Here is a 16,732-nt window from a genome sequence, read left to right as displayed (position 1 = left end):
CCGACTACTCCCTCGACGCGTCGGTTACCCCTTCGCGCCGGTGAGCGGGCCGGACGGACAGGAGGGCTCCCCGCCGGCGTCGGTAAGGTGCCGCTGTGCCGTCGCGCCCTCTGCCGTCCGTCGCGGTCCCGCCGCAGGTGGGGCCGGTCGTCGGGGCCCGCCGCGGCGGCGCGGTCGTCGCGCTGCTCGCCCTCGGTGCCGTCGGGGTGGCCCAGGTCGCGACCGCGGCCGTGCTGCCCGCGCTGACGCGGCAGCTCGGGCTGGCCGACTGGCAGGCCGGCGCCGTGACGTCGCTGTCCGCCGCGGTGGTCGTGCTGTCGAGCCCCTGGTGGGGGCGCCGCGCCGACCGGCGCGGCCCCCGACCCGTGCTCCTGGCCGCTGTGCTGGCCGGCGCGCTCGGCGCGGGCGTCGTCGCCGCGGTGCTCGCCGCCGGCCCCGCCCACGCGGGCTGGGCGTGGGCGCTGCTGCTGCTCGCGCGGGGCCTCGGGATCGGGGCCGCCGTCGCCGCCGCGGGACCCGCGACCCAGGTGGTGCTCGTCGCCCGGTCCCGCACCCAGGCCGAGCGGGTCGGCTGGATCGCCCGGGCGGGCGCCGTCCGCGGGCTCGCGACCGCCGTCGGCGCGGGGCTCGCTGCCGCCCTCGCGGGGCTGGGCACGGCGACGCCCGTGCTCGCGACGGTGGTCCTGCTCGCCGGTGCCGTGGTCGTCGTGATCGCGGCCGGCGGCCGGCTCGGGGGCGCGGGCGCGGCGGTCGGCGCCCCGGTCGCGGACGACCGGCCCCGCGCCGACCGGCTCGGCGGACTCGCGGTGCCCGGGGTGCGGGCGGCCGTCGTCGCCTCGGTGGCCGTGTTCCTCGCGCTCGCGCTGGTCCAGGGCAGCGTCGGGTTCCTCGTGCAGGACCGGTACGACCTCGGCCCGGCCCGTGCGACGGCGCTGACCGGCGGCCTGCTGCTCGCGGCGGGTGTGGGGTCGATGCTGACCCAGGGCCTCCTGGTGCCCCGGCTGCGGTGGGCGCCCTGGCGGCTCGTCCGCGTGGGGTCGGCCCTGGCCCTCGGGGCGCTCGTGGTCTACCTCGCGCCGGTGCCGGCAGCGGTGCTCGTCGGGGTCGCGGCGGTGTTCGGCGCCGCGGTGGGCGGCGCGGCGGCGGGCTGCACGTCGGCGGCGTCGGTCGCCGTCGGCCCCGGCAGCCAGGGCGACGTCGCCGGCCTCGTGAACGCGGGGAACGCCGCGACGTTCGTCCTCGGGCCGCTGCTGGCCACCTCGGCCTACGGGCTGCGGCCGGAGGCGCCCGCCGTCCTCGCGGTGCTGGCCGGCGCCGTGGCGCTGGCCGCGGCGGCGCGGAGCGGGCGGTGACCCCGGTGACCCCCGCCACCCCGGCGCCGCGGGGCGTCCCCCGGGTGCCGAGCTGGGCGGTGCCGCGACCGCGCCCGCTCGGCCTGCTCGACCCGGACGCGTCGCTCGTGGTCCTGCACGGTCCCGCGGGCGCGGGCAAGACCCTGCTGCTCGCGTCCTGGGTGCGCGCGGGCGTCCCGGCGGAGCGCACGGTCGTCTGGCTCGACGCCGAGGCCGCCGGCCCGGAGCCGTGGTCCGCCCTGCTCGAGCAGGTCGCCGGGGCGGGGCTGCTGGACGACGGGCCCGCCGACGCGGCGCGTGGTGCCGTCCGGCGCGGAGGACGGGCGGTCGCGGCGGAGGTCGTCCGGGCGCTCCGGGCGATGTCCGGCCCGGTGCTGCTGGTGCTCGACGGGTACGAGGCGATCTCCTCGCCGCGGGTCGACGACGACCTGGTCGAGGTGCTGGCCGGGACCGACCTGCTGCACGTCGCGGTCACCACCCGCTCGACGCAGGACCGGCTGCTCGCCGCCGCGGCGCTGCGGCTGGACGTGGTGGCGCTCGGGCCGGACGACCTGCGGCTGGACGACGCGGAGGTGGCGGACGTGCTCGCGCGCGCCGGTCAGGACCCGGCGGCGGCGCACCGGGTGCGGGAGGCGGGTGACGGGCTCGGGGTGCTGGTGCGGACGGTCGCGCTCGCCGCCGCGGCGGGCACCGTCGACCTGCGCACGGCGTCGCACCGTGACCTGGTCGACGTCGCGGCCCGCGGGGTGCGCGCCGTGCTGGAGCGCGACCCGGGCGACGAGGCCGTCCTGGCGGCGGCGCGCCGGGTCTCGGTCGCCGCGACCCTGACGCCCGCCCTCGCCGACGCCCTCGCCGGGGACGGCGGGGCGGCGCTGCTCGCGCGGCTCGAGCGCGACGGGCTCGGTGCGTGGGAGGAGGCGGCCGCGGTCCCCGGCGGCGCGCCCGCGGCGGGCGGGCCGGAGCTCCGGCTGACGCCGGTGGTCCGCGCCGCCCTGCGCGCCGACCTCGAGCGCGCGGAGCCGGAGGCCGTCGACCGGCTGCTCCGCACCGTCGTCGACTGGGGCCTGGGGGCTGGCCGGTACTACCCGGCGCTGCACGCCGCGGCCGAGACCGGCGACGTCGACCTGGTGACGACCGTCGTGATGCGCGTCTGGGGCGCCGGTCAGCGGACCAGCGCGGAGGACACGATCCGGGTGCTCGAGCGGCTGCCCCGGACCGCGGTCGCCGCCCGCCCGGCGCTGGCGCTGCTGCTCGCGCTGCTGCACAACACCCGGGCCGAGCACCGGGCGCGCGCCCTGGAGTGGCTGGCCGTCGCCGCGGGCGGGGCCGTCCTGCACCTGCCGCGGGCGACGACCGCGGAGCGCGCGGTGCTCCGCTCCGCGGAGAGCGTCGCCATGCGGCTGCTCGGCCGCGGCGGCCGCGCCCGGACGGCGGCGCTCGCGGCCGTGGAGCACCTCGCCGCGACACCGCCCGGGTCGGACGCGACCGTCGACGGGCTCCGGGCGCTGCTGCACCGGCAGCTCGGCACGTCGCTGCTCACGGCGGGCGACGTGGAGCGCGGCCTCGCCGTGGCCGCCGGCGGGCTGGCGCACGAGCGCACCGGCTCCCTCGGCGCGTTCACGGCCCAGGCGCTCGCGGCCGGCTTCCTCGCGGTGCAGGGCGACGTGGCCGGCGCACGCGCGGCGGTCGGGGCCGCCGCGGCGACGGAGCCGCCCCGGCGCCCCGAGACCGCGTACCGGCGCTCGCCGCTCGATCTGGCGCGGGTCCACCTGGCCCTCGAGGACGGCGACCCGGCCGCTGCGGCGGCGCTCCTCGACGGCCTGGCGGACGAGCTGCGGACCAACGAGTTCTGGCCCGCGTTCGCCGAGGCGCGGGCCACGGCCGACCTGCTGCTCGGCCAGGCGGTCGCCGGCGAGGAGGCACTCGCGTCGGCCCTGCACCGCGGCCGGCGTGCACCGACCACGGGGTACTGGCGGGCACGGCTCGCCGCGTCGCGGGCGCTGCTGGCCCTCGCCGCGGGCCAGCCCGAGCGGGGCCTGCAGCTGCTCGAGCCCGTCCGCGGGCCGCACGCCGCGGCCCGGGTCGCGCGCGGGCGGCTGCTGCTGTCGGTCGGGCGGCGGGACGAGGCGCGGGCGCTGCTCGCGGCGCCGGACCTGCCCGACGAGGGGCCGCGGCTGCGCGCCGCCCGGCAGTTCCTGCTGGCGGCCGCGACGGCGCCCGTCCCGACGGCGCCCGTCGGGGGGGCGTCGGGTGCCGACGCGCGCGCCCGCGCCGAGGCGCACCGGGCGGTGGCGTCCCGCGCGCTGCGCGAGGGGTGCGCGGTGGTCGCGGCGGGCGGCTCGCGGACGGGTTGGCTGCTGGTGTCCCCGGCCGAGCGTGCGGCGATCGCGGCCCTGGGGGCGCCGGATGCCGCGACGGCGGACGTGCTCGCCGGGCTCGCCGGCCTGCCGGCGCCGGTCCCGGACGGGGCCCCCGGGGCGGGTCTCACCGAGCGCGAGCTCGTCGTGCTCCGGCAGCTCGCGGACGACGCCGGGCTGGCCGAGGTGGCCGCGCGGCTGCACGTCTCGCACAACACCGTGAAGTCCCAGGCCCGGACCGCCTACCGCAAGCTCGGCGTCCGCAACCGCGCGGACGCCGTCGCCCGGCTGCGGGAGCTCGGCCTGCTCTGACCCGCGGCCGCGCCGGACGCCGACCTCGGGGGCCGGCGTCCCGCGCGCCCGGCGTGCCGCCCGCCCACGGCGCCCGACGAGCCGCCGTCGCCTTTCACCCCGGCTCTCACCTCCCCGCCCCCGGCCGCGCTCCCGATCCCCGATCCGCCGGACCAGGGCGCGCGACCCGCGCCCGCTCCGCCGGCGCAGTCGAGGGATGGGTACGGGGATGAGCTGGGGATCGGGCGCGCGCGGCGCGTCACGGGGGATGCTGGAGCGGCTGACGGCGCTCGCGACGGTGCTGGCGCTGCTGCTGGTCAGCGCGGTGCTGGCGGTCGCCGCGCCGCAGGCGGCGAGCGCGGCCGAGGGGCGACCGCGGCACGCTGGCGGTGCGCAAGACGGCGTCGGCGACGACGGCGCGGCCGGGCGACGGCGTGACGTGGACGGTCGAGGTGACCTGCGAGTCGATCGTCGCGATGTGCGCCGACGTCGTGCTCGAGGACGCCGTTCCGGAGCCGTTCGTGCTGGACGCGGACGGTGTGACGGTGCAGGCCGAGCAGACCGGGCAGGCGGTCGTGGCCGTGTCCGGCGCGACCGCCCGGGTGGCGTTCCGCGAGACGGACCCGAGCCACCCCGGCGTGGTCGGCCTCGCGGCGGGGCAGAGCGTGAGCGTCCTGCTCCGCACCACGCTGCCCGCGGGGACGCCGCTGTCCTGGGACGGCCGGTCGGTGACCAACACCGCCGCCGTCACGGCGAGCAACGCCGACCCGGTGAGCGCCCCGGCGACCGTCGGGGTCGTCGTCCCGGTGACCCCGAGCGTCGCGGTCACCAAGCGCGTCGCCCCGGCCGACCAGGTCGCGGGCGACCCCGGCGACGTCACCGTGACGCTGGGCGCGCAGAACACCTCGCCCGTCGCCGCCGCGGCGCTGACGGTGACGGACCCGGCGGCCGGGACCCCGGCCGCCTTCGGCCCCGGCACGCCGCTGGTGCTGCGCGGCCTGGGCTCGTGGACGGCGCCCGAGGGCGCCACGTCCGTCGCGGTCGACCTGACCACGCCGGGCGGCACCGTCACGGTCGGTCCGTTCGCGCCCGGCGCGGCGCTCGACGCGGGCGGCGTGGACCTCACGACGGTCTCGGGCGTCGCCCTGCGGTTCGCCGGGGACGGCGCGCCCGAGGGCACCATCGTCGCCGGCGGGGCCGCGGGCTCCGTCGCGCTCGTGCTCGGGCAGGCCGGGACCGCTCCGCGGGACGCCACGACCCGGGTGCCGAACACGGCCGCGGCCGCGCTCACGACGCCGCGCGGCGACGCGACCGGCGCCGCCTCGGCGACCTTCCAGATCAACCCGGTCACCGTCGAGGTCGCGGCCGGCAAGACCTTCGACGGCGCAGCCCGCGCGGAGGTGGTGGCCGGGCAGCCCTCGGTCGTCCGGCTGACCGCCCGCAACGCCTCGAACACCGAGCTGTCCGTGCTGCGCGTCGCGGAGCCCTCCGCCGCCGGCGCGGGCCCGCTCGGCGACCCGGCGGCCGGCCTGCTCGGCTTCGCCGGGTTCGGCGTCGACGGCGCGGGCGCCGTCGACGCGGCCGCGTGGCCCGCCGGCGCCACCGGCGCCACCGTGACCTTCCTCGGCACCGGGGTCGGCGGCCCGGTCGCCGTGGCGCCGCCGGCCGGTGGGGTCACCACCTGGCCCGCGTCGCCCGCCGGTGCCGTCGTGACCGGCTTCGTCGTCGAGTACCGCGGCACGCTCGCGCCCGGCGCCGAGGCGACCGTGCCGTTCCGGGTCGCCACCGACCCCGCGTGGACGCCGGTGCGGACGTTCACCAACGAGGTGGCGGTCGACGGCGAGGCCGCGGACGGCACGCCGGCGGCGGAGCGCACCGCGTCCGCGCGGCTCACCGTGGTCCCGCGGCAGGTCGTGACGACGGCGAGCAAGACGCTCACCCAGCAGGCGCAGGGCGCCCCGCTCCCGGGCGCGCCCGGGCAGGAGCTCGTCGCCACGCTGACCGGCCGGGTCTCCGCCGACACCACCGTCCCCGTCGGGTCGCTCGTGATCGAGGACGCCGCCGGCGGCGACGCCGCGTCGACGCTCTGGGACGCGGCCGCGCTCGACCGGGTCGGCTCCGTCCAGGTCCCGGCCGGCTCGAGCGCCGAGGTCCTGGTCCGGACCGGCGGCTCCTGGGTCCGGCTCGCGGGCCCGACCACCGACGCCGCGACGCTGCTCGACCTCGACGTCCCCGCGGGCGCGGACGGCGTGCGCGTCGTCTACACCCCGACGGGCGCGTCGCTGCCCGTCGACGGCTCGTTCACGCCGCGGGTCGCGCTGGTGCTGGCGCTCGACCAGGCGGTCGCCCCCGGGACCGCGCTGCGCAACGCCGTGGCGGTCGAGGCCACGGGCACCGGCGTCGGCTCCGGGCTCACCGGCCCGTCCGGCGACGGCGACACGGTGACGTTCGGCCCGGGCGACGCCCCGGTGGACATCCGCCGGGTGGACGCGAGCAAGTCGTGGCGGGACGCGTCCGCGCTGATCGGTGTCGACAACGCCGAGCCGGGCGCGGACCGGCCCGCCAACCGCCTGACCATGCGGGTGCAGAACGTGTCCGGCGTGCCCGTCGGTGCGCTGCGGCTGCTCGACCCGGACCCGGCGACCGACGACGGCAGCACGTTCGAGCACGTCGACCTGACGCGCCTCGCGGTGACGGCCCCGGCCGGGACCGGGACGCTGCGGGTCGTGCTGCGCGGCGCCGACGGCGGGGTGCTGCACGACCTCGGCTCGGCGGCCGCCGTCGCGGCGCTGTCGGCGGCGGACCTCGCGGACGTGGTGTCCGTCGAAGCCCGTGCCGACGGCACCCTCCCGGACGGTGCGGCGCTGGTCGTCGTCGCGGACACGGTGCTGCGGGCGGAGACCCGCGCCGGTGCGCCGATCACCGGGACCGCCGACGCGGCGCCGTCGACCACGCTCACCAACACGCTGCTCGGCGACCTCGGCCCCGGCACGCCCGCCGACGTCGCGCAGGCGGCCACCGTGCTGTACCCGGAGGCGCTGCAGCCGCTCGACGGCGCGCTCGCCAAGTCGATGTCCCCGGACACCGGGACGCGGTACGCCGCGGAGGACCGCACGGTGCGGCTGTCGCTCAGCGCGCGCCGGGTCAGCGACGAGGCCGTCAGCCGGCCCGCCACCTACGTGCTGGAGGACACCTCCGAGGCGTTCTGGGACGCGTTCGACCTGGTGGGCCTCGAGGCCCTCGCCGGGGTGACCGCGGCCGACGGCGCCGGCTACACCGCCGCCGTGCAGTACCGCGTCGACGGCGCGTGGACCGCGCCCGTCACCAGCGCGCTGCCGGCCGGCGTCAGCACGACGATGCCGCCGCTGCCCGACGGCGCCGCGGCGCTCCCGGACGGCACGTCGGCGGCGGACGTCACCGGCGTCCGGGTGACGTTCCAGGCGCCCGCCGGGTCCTGGTTCGCGAACCGCCGGGTCGGCGGCTTCGAGGGGCCCACCGCGGTGCTCGCGCTCAGCCCGCGGTCGACCCTGCGGAGCACCGGCGCCGAGGTGCCGGCCGGCGCGCTGACCAACGAGGTCACCGGGACCGTGCAGGCGGAGCGCCAGCCGGCGCCCGTCGTGCTGGATCCGGCCGTGGCGACCTACACGGTCACGGACGGCGTCGTGGACGCCGCCGTGACCAAGACGCCCGCCACCACCATGACCGGTCCCGGCTCGCGGCTGCCGTTCCGGCTGACCGCGACCAACACCGGCACCGCGCCGATCGTGGACCCGGTGCTGGCCGACGTGCTGCCCGCGGACGCCGCCGGGCCGCAGCTCGTGTACGACCCCGACGCGTACGGCACCGCCGCGGTCGCGGTCACGCCGGGTGATGCGGCGATCGCGGCGGCCGAGCCGTCCGTGGTGGTCGACGGCGGCGCGGTCCGGGTGACCTTCCCGCCCGGCACGCGGCTCATGCCCGGCGAGCAGGTGGCCGTCACGGTGCCGCTCGCCGTGCGCGCGGGGACACCGGCCGGGTCCGTGCTGACCAACCGGTTCGTCCTGTCGTCGGCGGACGGCCTCACCCGGGAGGCGACCGCGCGCGTCGACGTGGTGGCGCTGCCCAACTACCTGCGGGTCAAGGACGTCGCCGAGGACCTCGCGCCGGGCGCCGCCCCGACCGGGGTGGTCAACACCTCGGCGAACGGGCAGGAGTGCGTGTCCGCCGACGGCTTCTACCGGACGCCGTGCCTCGTGCGCACCCAGCCGGGCGGGACCGAGACCTGGCGGCTGCGGGTGACCAACACCGGCAACCTGCCGACGGCGAGCGCCACCCTGGTGGACGTGCTGCCGTTCGCGGGCGACACCGGGACCTCGCGGTCCCAGAGCAGCAGCGCGCGGGGGAGCGTGTGGGCCACCGAGTACCTCGGCGACCTGCGGCTCTCCGGCCTGCCCGACGGGGCGACGTCGACCGTGTCGTACCTGCTGGACGGCGCGAGCTGCACCTACACCGGCGACCCGCGCTCGGCCGACCCGTTCGGGGCCGGCTGCGCGGCCGACGTGTGGACCCCCGCGGAGCAGGTCGACGACCTGACCCGGGTGCGCGGCCTGCGCGTCGACCTGGACCTGTCGGCGGCGAACCTGCAGCCCGGCGAGACGGTCACGGCGACGTTCCGGACCCGGTCCGCGACGGCCTACGACACCGCGGCGGCGGACGTCGACGCCCCGGCCTGGAACACGATGGTGGTCACCACCGCCAGCGTGACGCCCTCCGGCGTGGAGCACGAGACGCTCGAGCCCAACCGGGCCGGCGTCGCCGTGCACCGGACGTTCGCCCTCGGGGACCGGGTGTGGCTCGACGAGGACCGCGACGGTCGCCAGGGCCCGGGGGAGCCGGGCGTCGGCGGGGTGACGGTCCGGCTGTACGCCGCCGGCTCGGACCAGCCGGTCGCCACGACCACCACCGATGCGGACGGGCGGTACCAGTTCGACCTGCTGCCGGCGGGGACCTACCGCGTGCGGTTCGTCCTCGACGGCGTGCTCGCGGGGCGGTACGGGTTCACCGCCGCGCGGCAGGGCGACGCGGCGGAGGACTCCGACGCGGACGCCGCGGGCTGGACGCGCGACGTGGTGCTCGGGGCCGGCGAGCCCCGGGTGCGCCCCGCGCTGCCCGAGGACGGGGTCGCGGCGGACTACCTGGACCCGACGGTCGACGCGGGGCTGGTGCGGGTGCTCGGGCCGACGCTGCCGGGCGACCCGGGCGACCCGGGCGACCCGGGCGCGGGCGACCCCGTCGAGGCCGTCGCCGGCGTCGTGGTCACCCCCGGCGGGGGCGCGCTCGCGGTGACCGGCGCGGGCGTCGGTCTGCTCGCGGCGGCCGCTGCGGTGCTGCTCGGGCTCGGCGGCCTCGCGCTGAGCGCCCGCCTGGCGCGCCGGCGGGGCTGACCTCGGCGCCGCGCTCCCCCGGGTCCTGACCGGGGGAGCGCGGCCCCGGCGTGCGGGCACGCCGGGAAGGCGCTTCACTCGGGCCGCATGAGACGCACCGCAGGACTGCTGCTGACCGCGGCGCTGCTGGCGGGGTGCTCGGGCGGGTTCCCCGCCGACCCCGACGGCACGCTGGAGCGGGTGACGGGGGACGCGCTCCGGGTCGGGGTCACCGCCAACCCGCCGTGGACCGAGGTCCAGGAGGGCGCGGCGCCGTCCGGGCTCGAGGCCGAGATCGTCGCCGAGTTCGCCGAGACCCTCGACGCCGAGGTCGACTGGACCGCCGGCAGCGAGGAGGTGCTCATCGGCGACCTGGAGGCCGGCGAGCTGGACCTGGTCATCGGCGGGTTCACCGGCCGGTCGCCCTGGTCGGCGCAGGCGGCGCTCACCACCCCGTACACGACCGTGCCGGACGAGCGCGGCGAGCCCGAGCCGCACGTCATGGCCGCGCCGCTCGGCGAGAACGCGTTCCTCGTCCGGCTGGAGACCTTCCTGCTGGAGGAGCACCGGGACGTGCTGCCGTGAGCGGCCGCGGGCCGGCCGCCGGGGCCGAGGGCGGCGTCACGTTCGGGCACACCGAGCTGCCGGAGGAGCAGTCGGCGGCGCTGCGCCGGGCGATCCGGCTCGCGTGGGGCACGATCGCGTTCCTCCTGGTCGGCGTCACGCTCGTCTACCTGGTGATGGGCAGCTCGCAGGCGATGAAGGCCGCCTGGGCGGAGGACCTGCTGTCGTTCATCCCGCCGATCTCGTTCCTGGTCGCCGTCCGGTTCGCGCGGCGCCGGCCGACCACCGCGCACCCCTACGGGTACCACCGGTCGGTCGGGGTCGGTCACCTGGTCGCGGCGGCGGCGCTGCTGACGATGGGCACGTTCCTGGTGCTCGACTCCGGGAGCGGGCTGCTGGCCGCCGAGCACCCGCCGGTGGGCGTCATGCACCTCGGCGACCACGTGTTCTGGGCCGGCTGGCCGATGATCGGCGCGATGGTGCTGACCGGGATCCCGCCGGTGCTGCTCGGCCGGGCCAAGATGCCGCTGGCCCGCACGCTGCACGACCGCGTCCTGTACGCCGACGCCGACATGAACAAGGCCGACTGGATGACGGCGCTGGGGTCGGTCGTCGGGATCCTCGGCATCGGCGCGGGCCTGTGGTGGGCCGACTCCGCCGCGGCGCTGTTCATCTCGGTCAGCATCCTGCGCGACGGGATCGCCAACCTGCGGGTCGCCTCCGGTGCCCTCATGGACGCGCGCGCGACCACCGTCGACGGCGACGAGCCGCACCCGCTCACCGGCGAGGTCGACGCCCGGCTCCGGGCGCTGCCCTGGGTCGAGGACGCGCGGTCGCGGGTCCGGGACCAGGGGCACGTGTTCCACGTGGAGGCGTTCGTCGTGCCCCGGGACGGCCGGGCGCCGAGCCTGCGGGAGCTCGCGGAGGCTCGGGAGGCCGCGACCGCGCTGGACTGGAAGGTGCAGGACCTCGTCGTGGTGCCGGTCGAGGAGCTCCCGGAGGAGATGCTGCCCGGCGTCGCCGCGGCGGAGGGCGAGGACGAGCGCCGCGCGGGCGCCGGCTCGCGCTGACTGCGGACACGCGGCCCGCCCGCTGCCCCGCGCCCCGCCGCCCCCCTCTCTCCCGCTGCCGCCGCCCGCCCTCCCGCCCTCCCGCCCACCGCCGAATGCACAAGAGACACGTCGAGTGCCTATCGGCTGGATAGGCACTCGACGTGTCGGTTGCGCACTCGGCGCGCGGTGGCGCGGTGGCGCGGGGGAGGAGGGGGGTCAGGCGGGGTCAGGCAGTGGGCGCCGGTGTGGACGGCGTAGTCGGCGCGGACGCCTGCGTCGGGGTCGCCGCCGGGGCGCCGGGCGCGCCGCGCTCCGGGCGGACGAAGAACGCGACCAGCACCGCGCCGACCAGGGCGATCGCGGCCGGCAGCAGCAGCGACTGCGCCATGGCGTCGGAGAAGCCGCCGGTCAGGAACTCCGGCAGCGAGCCCGCCGCCTCGGCCGCGCCGGTGGAGTCCGCCGCACCGGGACCCAGCTCGGCGACCAGCCGCGCCTGGATGAGCGCCGCGATGGCGGCCGAGCCGAGCACCGAGCCGATCTGCCGGGTCGTGTTGAACACGCCGGAGCCGGCGCCGGCCTGCGCGCGCGGCAGGTTGCGGGTCGCGGTCGACGAGATCGGCGACCAGAGGCAGGCGTTCGCGACGCCGAGCACCGCGCTCGGCAGCAGCAGCCGGGCCCACTGGTCGGGGTCGGGGCTCAGCCAGAGGAAGAACCACACCAGCGCGCCGGCCTGGAGCAGCATGCCGACCAGGGCGATGTTCCGCGGGTTCGCGGTGTCGACGCGGCGGCCGATCACCGGCGACAGCACCAGGGTCATCACGGCCATCGGCGCGAGCATCAGCGCCGACCGGGTCGGGGAGAACCCGAGGACGAGCTGGTAGTAGAAGACCAGCGGCAGCGACATCGAGGTCACCGTGAAGCCGAGGGCGCTGATCGCGCCGTTGGCGAGCGCGAAGTTCCGGTCGCGGAACAGGCCGAGGGGCAGCAGCGGCTCGTCCTTCGTCCGAGCCTGGTGCCAGACGAACAGCGCGAGCACGACCACGCCGGCCCCGACGACACCCCACACCGGCAGCCAGCCGCCGATCAGGCCCCAGTCGTAGGACTGGCCCTCCTGGATGCCGAACACCAGCAGGAACATGCCGAGCGCGCTGAGCACGACGCCGAGCACGTCGAACCGGTGCGCGTGCGTCTCGAGCCGCGGCACCAGCCGCCAGGCGAGCACGAACGCGACGACGCCGACCGGCACGTTGACGATGAAGATCCACTCCCAGCCGAGCCCGTCGACGAGCACGCCGCCGAGGATCGGGCCGACCAGCGTCGCGACGCCGGCGACGGCGCCCCACAGGCTCATGGCCTTGCCGCGGGAGTCCGGCGGGAACATCCGGGTGATGACGGCCATCGTCTGCGGGGTCATCAGCGCGGCGCCCAGGCCCTGCACGGCGCGCGCGGCGATCAGCACGCCGATCGACCCGGCGAGTCCGCAGGCGAGCGACGCCAGCGTGAAGACCACGAGGCCGGTGAGGTAGACGGGCTTGGGCCCGAAGCGGTCGCCGAGCCGCCCGGTGACGAGCAGCGGGGCGGCGTAGGTGAGCAGGTAGGCGCTGGTCACCCAGATGACCGCGTCGATGTCGGTGCCGAGCCCGGCCATGATGGCGGGGTTGGCGACCGACACGATCGTGGTGTCGACCAGGATCATGAAGAAGCCCACGACCAGCGCCCAGAGGGCGGGCCAGGGACGGGCGGTCTCGGACATGCGGGTTCCTCGCAGGGAAGCGTGCTCGCGCGGAGCGGGTGGGAGGGGTGCGCGGCGGGCCGCGCCGGGTCACCAGGCGATGTCGCCGGACTCGATGCCCTCGATGAAGGTGCCGATCCAGGTCGACTCGGTCTCGTAGACCGCGATCTGGTAGGTCAGGTCGATCCAGTAGCGGGCCGGCAGGCCCTTGGCCCGGACGCGGTCGACTCCCGAGCGCAGGCCGTCGAGCTCCGACGCGAGCCGGGTGCGCCGGTCGCGGAGGAGGGTCAGGACGGTGTCCTTCGGCAGGTTGTGCGCCTCCGCCAGCGCGAGCGGCAGGCGGGGGTACTCGTTGACCGGGGCGGCGATCATCGCGGCGAGCTGCTCGGAGAGCGCGTCGCGTCCGGCCGGGGTGATCTCGTAGGTGGTGCGCTCCGGGCGGTTGCCGGCGCGCTCGGTGCCGACCGCCCGCACGAGGCCGTCCCGGTGCAGCCGGTCCACCGAGTGGTAGAGCGAGCCGGGGCGGACCTTCACGATGCGGTCGGTGGCGCGGTGCAGGAGCACCTGGTGCATCTCGTAGGGGTGCAGGGGACGCTCGACCAGCAGCGCGAGGACCGCGACTGCGAGGGGGGTGAGCGTGCCGGCCACGTGATGCTCCTTCTTGATTACTCCACGTGGACTATAGGACGTCTGTCCCATGCAGGGAAGTCCTCGCGGCGTGACGCGGCCCACCTGACCCCGGCCGTCAGGGGGCGACGAGGTCCGCGCTGAGCACGACCGCGTCGACCGCCGCCTCGATCCGGGGCCCGCTGCTCGGGCCAGCGCTGCTCGGCGACCCGGTGCCGCACGACGTCCACCCAGTAGGGCCCGGCGTGCAGCGTCAGGGCGACGGCGCCTGCGGCGAGCGTCAGGGTGACGAGGACGGCGGTGCGGGGGCGGCTCACCCCCTGCTCATCGGCGGGGACGGGCAGCCGGCAGAGTCCTCCCGGGCGGGTCGCGCTCGTCGAGTGGAAGGTTCTGACCGACACGCCGAGGGCGTGTCGGTCAGAACCTTCCACCGTCGGGCAGACGGGGCGGTCAGGGGCGGGCCAGGAGCTCCGCGACCAGCGCCGGCAGCGCCTCCTCGATCGGCTCCCGCACGACCCGGTCGGCGATCCGGTCGTACGGCGTGGGCTCGGCGTTCACGATGATCACCTCGGCGCCGGAGTCGGCGGCGAGCGCGGCCAGGCTCGCCACGGGCTCCACGGTCAGCGTCGTGCCGACGGCGAGCAGCACGTCCCCGTCGGTGGCCGCGGCGATCGCGCGCTCCAGCGCCCGGTCCGGCAGCCGCTCGCCGAAGTAGACGACGTCCGGCTTGAGGATGCCCCCGCAGACCGCGCACGGCGGGTCGGGCTCCGCGTCGATGCGGGCGAGCACGTCCGCGGTCGGCTGCCGGTCGCCGCAGACCAGGCAGGACGTCGTGCGCAGCGTGCCGTGCAGCTCGACGACGTCGTCCGGGTCGGAGCCCGCGGCCTGGTGCAGCCCGTCGAAGTTCTGGGTCAGCAGCGCCTGCAGCCGGCCGGCCGCCGCCAGGTCGACGAGGGCGCGGTGCCCCGCCGCCGGCCGCGCCGTCCACGCCGGGTGCGTCCGCCACATCTGCCAGCCGCGTCGCCGCACGTCCGGGTCGGCGACCAGCCGGTCGATCTCCAGCAGCTCGGCCTGCTCGGGGTGCCGGGTCCAGGTGCCGTCGGGCCCGCGGAAGTCGGGGATGCCGGCGCCGGTCGAGACGCCGGCGCCGGTGAGGACCGTGACCCGGAGGCCCGGGGCGGGCATGTGCACGCCTCAGCGTCCCTTGCGACCGCGGGACGAACCGGGTCGGCCGCCGCCCGCACGACCGCGCCCGCCGCCGGAGCCGGACGACGGCCGGCCGCCGCGGGTGGCAGCCCCGCCCCTGCCGGTCGCGCCCCTGCCGGACGCCGCCTTCCCGGCCGTACCCTTCCCGGACCCGCCGGTCCTCGCGTCCGTGCGCTCGGCGCCCGCCGGGGCCGAGCCCGCCGCCCCGCGCCCGCGCGAGCTGTTCACCGTCCGCCCCCGCACGATGCCGATCAGCTCCTCGACCAGCGGGTCGCCGTCCCGGTCCGCGAGCCAGGCGAGCGCGGCCTGCGACCCCGGCGCGTCCGTCAGGGGCCGGTACGTCAGGTCCTTGCGGTGGTGCAGCCGGGCCAGCGACTGCGGCACGAGCAGCAGCCCGACGCCCGACGCGACGAGCGCCACCGCCTCCTCGGTCGTCGCAGGCGGCGGCAGCAGCGACGGCTCGCCGGGCGCGTCGGTCCAGCGCAGCACGTCGTCGGCCGGGGTGAGCAGCGTCTCCTCGGCCAGGTCGTCCGGCGCCACCTCGTCGAGGGCGGTGAGCACGTGGTCCTTCGGCAGCACGACGACGGTGGTCTCGACGTACAGCGGGATCGCGGACAGCACGTCGCGGTCGACCGGCAGCCGGAGCAGGGCGGCGTCGGCCTCGCCCCGCGCGAGCACGGCGCCGGCGTCGGCGGCGGGCGCGTGCACCAGCTCGAGCGGCACGTCGGCGACCCGCTCGCGCCAGGTCCTGACCCAGGAGGCGGGGACGACGCCGGGGACGAGCAGCAGCCGGAACCGCTGCGGGTCGTCGGTCGCGGCGGGCTCGGCGGGCTCGGCGGCGGGAGGCTCGGACATCGGCGTCAGCGTAGCCGCGCCCTGCGTCCGTATCCTGGTGGCGTGACCTCCGAGCCCGCACCCACGCCCGCCCGCCGCGCGCGCACGCCGCAGACCATGAAGCCGGCCACGGCCGCCGCCAAGCTCGGGGTCTACCTGCCCGCGACGCCCGAGGAGTTCCAGGCGGGGCCGGTGTCGCGCGAGCAGCTCGACGACCTGCAGCGGAACCCCCCGGAGTGGCTGGCCGAGCTCCGGAAGAACGGCCCGCACCCGCGCTCCGTCGTCGCCGCGCGGCTGCGGATCTCGACGTCCGGGCTCGCTCGCAACGGCCTCACCGACCCGCTCACCACCGAGCAGATCGACGCGATCGTCGAGGAGTCGCCGGAGTGGCTGCACCGCGAGCGCGCCACCCAGGCCGAGGTGAAGCGCGAGGAGCAGCGCCTGCGCGAGCGCGACGCCGCCCGTGCCGCCGAGGGCAAGGGCGACCGCCCCCGCGGCTGACGCCCGGAACCCGCTCCGCCGCACCCCCGTTCCGACCGAGCGCCGAGATGGCAGCTCTCGGCTGAGCGACCAGGCTTCACGACAGCCGAGAGTTGCCATCTCGGCGAGGTTCACGCCGGGGGTTCGCGGCGCGGTCCGCGCGGGTCAGCCGTGGGCCAGGAGCTCCAGGGACACCACCGCGATGCCCAGGGCGACCTCGGCGACCAGCACCAGGAGCTTCTGCCAGCCGGGGAGCGAGACGCGGCGCACCGCGAGCCAGCCGACGACCCCGAGGCTCGCCACCAGCGCGATCGTCGACGCCCGCAGTGCGCCGTCGACGGTCCACGACCCCGTCGCCGCGATGCCGACGAAGATCATCGGCAGCACCAGCACGCCGAGCGCCCCGGTGCACACCGCGACCATGTGCCGCGCCTCGGCGGCCGTGGGCAGCGCGGCGTGCACGGCGATGTGCGACACCACGTCGGCGAGCAGCACCGCGAGCAGGGTGCCGCCGACGGTGATCAGCAGGGTGGTCGCGGCGACCCCGGCGGTGACGTCGCCGTGCGACCGCAGCGTGAGCACGACGGCCAGCGCGGCGAACGTGACGTACACGCGCTCCTTGAGGCGGTCGGCGCGCTCCTCGGGCGTGGGCGCGGGGGCGTCGGCGTGGGCTCGGCGGTCCATCGGCCCAGGCTAGGGCCGGCTCACCCGAAGGTGTGCGATCCACTCGGCCCGACACCGCGTCTTGTCTTCTGAGGGTGGGCTAACTTAGGTTTGGCTCACCTTCGCCGCGGTGCCCATCGATGGTGCCCCCGTGCGCGAGCCACACCCTCGC

At 77.9% G+C, this 16,732-nt stretch carries 11 protein-coding genes; 6 read left to right on the top strand and 5 right to left on the bottom strand.

All coding sequences use genetic code 11. The annotated features are described in order from the left end of the window. Positions 1 to 95: 95 nt before the first annotated feature. The 5 genes from FKM96_RS07125 to FKM96_RS07105 all read left to right on the top strand — a co-directional run bounded on the left by FKM96_RS07125 (position 96) and on the right by FKM96_RS07105 (position 11,036). Positions 96 to 1,352 (top strand): MFS transporter, encoded by a 1,257-nt coding sequence (locus tag FKM96_RS07125; RefSeq protein WP_147794647.1) that lies wholly within the window; start codon positions 96 to 98, stop codon positions 1,350 to 1,352. Continuing rightward, positions 1,349 to 4,021, top strand: coding sequence for a LuxR C-terminal-related transcriptional regulator (locus FKM96_RS21910; RefSeq protein WP_147794646.1), 2,673 nt, complete (start codon positions 1,349 to 1,351; stop codon positions 4,019 to 4,021). The genes FKM96_RS07125 and FKM96_RS21910 overlap by 4 nt, the downstream gene beginning before the upstream one ends. A gap of 368 nt (positions 4,022 to 4,389) precedes the next feature. Beyond that, the gene (locus FKM96_RS07115) at positions 4,390 to 9,423 is read left to right on the top strand and encodes an SdrD B-like domain-containing protein (RefSeq protein ID WP_147794645.1); all 5,034 of its coding nucleotides are present in this window, start codon (positions 4,390 to 4,392) and stop codon (positions 9,421 to 9,423) included. 87 nt (positions 9,424 to 9,510) lie between these two features. Next, positions 9,511 to 9,987: a transporter substrate-binding domain-containing protein gene (locus FKM96_RS07110; RefSeq protein WP_147794644.1), complete on the top strand. Its 477-nt coding sequence runs from the start codon at positions 9,511 to 9,513 to the stop codon at positions 9,985 to 9,987. Continuing rightward, the gene (locus tag FKM96_RS07105; protein WP_147794643.1) at positions 9,984 to 11,036 is read left to right on the top strand and encodes a cation transporter; all 1,053 of its coding nucleotides are present in this window, start codon (positions 9,984 to 9,986) and stop codon (positions 11,034 to 11,036) included. Before FKM96_RS07110 ends, FKM96_RS07105 begins: the two co-directional genes overlap by 4 nt. 208 nt (positions 11,037 to 11,244) lie before the next feature. Here the strand turns inward: FKM96_RS07105 and FKM96_RS07095 are convergent, their stop codons facing one another. The 4 genes from FKM96_RS07095 to FKM96_RS07080 form a co-directional block, all read right to left on the bottom strand. After that, a complete protein-coding gene (locus FKM96_RS07095) occupies positions 11,245 to 12,771 on the bottom strand; it encodes a DHA2 family efflux MFS transporter permease subunit (RefSeq protein WP_147794642.1) in 1,527 nt (508 codons plus the stop codon). A gap of 69 nt (positions 12,772 to 12,840) precedes the next feature. Next, a complete protein-coding gene (locus FKM96_RS07090; RefSeq protein ID WP_147794641.1) occupies positions 12,841 to 13,449 on the bottom strand; it encodes a PadR family transcriptional regulator in 609 nt (202 codons plus the stop codon). A gap of 378 nt (positions 13,450 to 13,827) precedes the next feature. Then, positions 13,828 to 14,562, bottom strand: coding sequence for a Sir2 family NAD-dependent protein deacetylase (locus tag FKM96_RS07085; protein WP_147794640.1), 735 nt, complete (start codon positions 14,560 to 14,562; stop codon positions 13,828 to 13,830). A 9-nt stretch (positions 14,563 to 14,571) separates the two neighbouring features. Further along, positions 14,572 to 15,438: a LysR family substrate-binding domain-containing protein gene (locus tag FKM96_RS07080; RefSeq protein ID WP_147794639.1), complete on the bottom strand. Its 867-nt coding sequence runs from the start codon at positions 15,436 to 15,438 to the stop codon at positions 14,572 to 14,574. A gap of 96 nt (positions 15,439 to 15,534) precedes the next feature. Between FKM96_RS07080 and FKM96_RS07075 the strand changes: the two genes are divergently transcribed. Continuing rightward, on the top strand, positions 15,535 to 15,918 hold the full coding sequence (locus FKM96_RS07075; RefSeq protein ID WP_147796979.1) for a DUF5997 family protein: 384 nt from the start codon (positions 15,535 to 15,537) through the stop codon (positions 15,916 to 15,918). A 144-nt stretch (positions 15,919 to 16,062) separates the two neighbouring features. Here FKM96_RS07075 and FKM96_RS07070 read toward each other — a convergent pair whose 3' ends face one another. After that, positions 16,063 to 16,581: a hypothetical protein gene (locus FKM96_RS07070; protein WP_147794638.1), complete on the bottom strand. Its 519-nt coding sequence runs from the start codon at positions 16,579 to 16,581 to the stop codon at positions 16,063 to 16,065. Positions 16,582 to 16,732 lie beyond the last annotated feature (151 nt).

The sequence above is a fragment of the Cellulomonas sp. Y8 genome, assembly GCF_008033115.1.
Taxonomy (GTDB): domain Bacteria; phylum Actinomycetota; class Actinomycetes; order Actinomycetales; family Cellulomonadaceae; genus Cellulomonas.
Note: the sequence above shows the minus strand (reverse complement) of the source record. Positions and strands in the feature narration are given on the sequence as shown.